This window comes from Stenotrophomonas sp., from assembly GCF_031995405.1.
Classification (GTDB): domain Bacteria; phylum Pseudomonadota; class Gammaproteobacteria; order Xanthomonadales; family Xanthomonadaceae; genus Stenotrophomonas.
Window position 1 is genome coordinate 1 of record NZ_DAMAGC010000208.1, and the last position, 2,640, is coordinate 2,640.

Genomic DNA, 2,640 nt, shown 5'->3' on the forward strand with positions numbered 1-2,640 from the left:
CAAGGCCGTTTCACCGAAGTGAACCGTTGTTGCCGATGCCGCTTCGTCGTTTGCCTCGAGAGGCTTTCGTCGTTGCGAGCCGCCTATTATGTCAGGCTTTTCGATTCCGTCAACACCTTCTTTCGAAGTGGTTGAAGTCCTGATCCTTCGCGGTTGCCGCCTTGCGGTGGCCCCTGCGTCGGGGGAGGGAAAGTATGTCCCCAACCGGGGCGTTTGTGAAGGGGGTAGACGACATTTTTTCACGTCGCTTCCCCCCCATTCATGCTGCAAGGGGTCCGGGACCGCCCGAACCCCTTGTGGCGCTTAGGCCGCGACCAGCAGCACGCGGGCGAAAGTGCGCTTGCCGACCTGCAGCAGGCCTTCAAAACCGGGCACGAACACCTGCTGGGCGTCGTCCACGACCTCGCCATCGACCTTCACCGCACGCTCCTTGAGCTTGCGGGACGCCTCGGAGTTGCTCGGGGTCAGCCCGGCAGCGGTCAACAACGCACCAATACGCAGGCCCTCGGCGGGGATCGCCACTTCCTGCAGCGGCAGCAGGGTCACATCGCCCTGCCCGGTCACGGCCGCGTTCCAGCCGGCGATGGCCTGTTCGGCCGCGGCGGCATCGTGGAAGCGGGTGGTCAGCTCGCGCGCCAAGCGCAGCTTCACCTCACGCGGGTTCAGGCCGCCGGCCTGGACCTGCTCACGCAGGCTCACCGCCTCGGCCTGGCTGATATCAAAGGAGAGCAGCTCGATCCAGCGCCACATCAGGTCGTCGCCGATCTTCATGGTCTTGGTGACCATATCGATGGCCGGCTCATTGATGCCGATGTAGTTGTTGAGCGACTTGGACATCTTGGCCACGCCGTCCAGGCCCTCCAGCAGCGGCATGGTCAGCACGATCTGCGGCTTCTGCCCGTAATGCTCCTGCAGGCCGCGGCCCATCAGCAGGTTGAACTTCTGGTCGGTGCCGCCAAGTTCGACGTCCGCCTCAAGGGCCACCGAGTCGTAGCCCTGGACCAGCGGGTACAGGAATTCATGCAGGGCGATCGACTGCTGGGCGGCATAGCGCTTGGCGAAGTCGTCGCGCTCGAGCATGCGCGCCACGGTGTGCTGGCCGGCCAGGCGGATCATGTCGGCCGCGCCCATCTTGCCGAACCACTCCGAGTTGAAGCGCACTTCGGTCTTGTCCCGGTCCAGCACCTTGAAGACCTGGTCCTCATAGGTACGCGCGTTGGCGAGCACGTCATCCTTGCTGAGCGGCTTGCGGGTGACGTTCTTGCCGGACGGGTCGCCGATCATGCCGGTGAAGTCGCCGATCAGGAAGATGACCTGGTGGCCGAGGTCCTGGAACTGGCGCAGCTTGTTGAGCAGCACGGTGTGGCCCAGGTGCAGGTCCGGGGCGGTGGGGTCGAAACCAGCCTTGACGCGCAGCGGGCGGCCGCTTTCCAGGCGCTGGCGAAGTTCCTCGGATTTGAGGACTTCGTCGGCGCCACGACCGATCAGGGCGATGGCTTCTTCAATCGAGGACACGTGACAACTCCCGGCAATGCCTTATTTACATGAATGACGTTAAGTACAAGTTAACCGCATGCGCTTCACAAAAGCCAACAGGCACAAGGGTTTGACGCGGTATTTATACCTGTCTATGTTACCGACGTTTGGGCCCGCGCTCCCGGGCCAGTCAGGAACAGACCGACGATGCTCAACTCCGATCAAGGCCGCGCGCGCAAGCAGCGCTTCAAGGAACGTCTCCACGTCCTCCACGACACCGCCCTGCATCGGAAGCTCAAGCAGCATCTTCCCGCCGCGTTCAACGAGCGCTGGACGCGCCGGCACTGGATGCACGCCAGCCTGTTCGCCACCATCGGTGCGCTGGTGGCCACGATCGTGCCGGGCTTCTCGCATACCATCGAAACGCCCTACTCCGTTGGCCACTCCACCCTGGCGCTGCCGTTGCCGCCGCTGTCGCTGGAGCGGCAGAAGCAGGTCCCCGGTGACAGCTGGCAGGTGCTGCGGGTGCAGCGCGGCCAGACCCTGAGCAACCTGTTCGACGAGGCCGGCATCCCGGCCACGGTGATGCACCAGGTGCTGGAGCACCCGGGTGCGCGCGAGGCGCTGACCCGGCTGCGCCCGGGTGCGGAGATCGCCTTCGACCTGCCGCTGTCCGGCGACCTGCGCACGATCCGCTTCGACCGCGATGCCGACAACCGGGTCGAGCTGTCGCTGAAGGATGATCAAATCACCGAGAAGGTGATCAAGCGCGAGTCGTCGACCCGCCGCATCGTCGCCAGCGGCGAGATCACCAGTTCGCTGTATGCCGCCGCGCGCAAGGCGGGGCTGTCGCCGTCGGCGATCGCCACGATGACCGACGAGATCTTCAAGTACGACATCGATTTCTCCAAGGACCTGCAGCCGGGCGACCGCTTCAGCGTGGTGCTGGATGAAACCTGGCGCGAAGGCGAGAAGGTGGATACCAGCAAGATCCTGGCGGCCACCTTCACCTCCGGCGGCAAGACCTACAGCGGCTTCCGCTTCGACCGCAACGGCAAGTCCGAGTACTACGACATCAACGGCCGTTCGCTGAAGAAGAGCTTCATCCGCATGCCGATCCCGTTCGCACGGCTGAGCTCGACCTTTGGCGCGCGCAAGCACCCG

At 64.3% G+C, this 2,640-nt stretch carries 2 protein-coding genes; one reads left to right on the top strand and one right to left on the bottom strand.

Annotated elements, in window-relative coordinates; all coding sequences use genetic code 11:
- Positions 1-303: 303 nt before the first annotated feature.
- Entirely contained in the window at positions 304-1,515 is a 1,212-nt protein-coding gene (gene tyrS / locus RTO53_RS19815) for a tyrosine--tRNA ligase (protein WP_312239372.1), read from the bottom strand.
- A gap of 168 nt (positions 1,516-1,683) precedes the next feature.
- On the opposite strand from tyrS, the gene RTO53_RS19820 reads away from it, so the two are divergent.
- On the top strand, positions 1,684-2,640 hold a 957-nt coding region (locus RTO53_RS19820), incomplete at its 3' end, for a LysM-like peptidoglycan-binding domain-containing protein (RefSeq protein ID WP_312239373.1).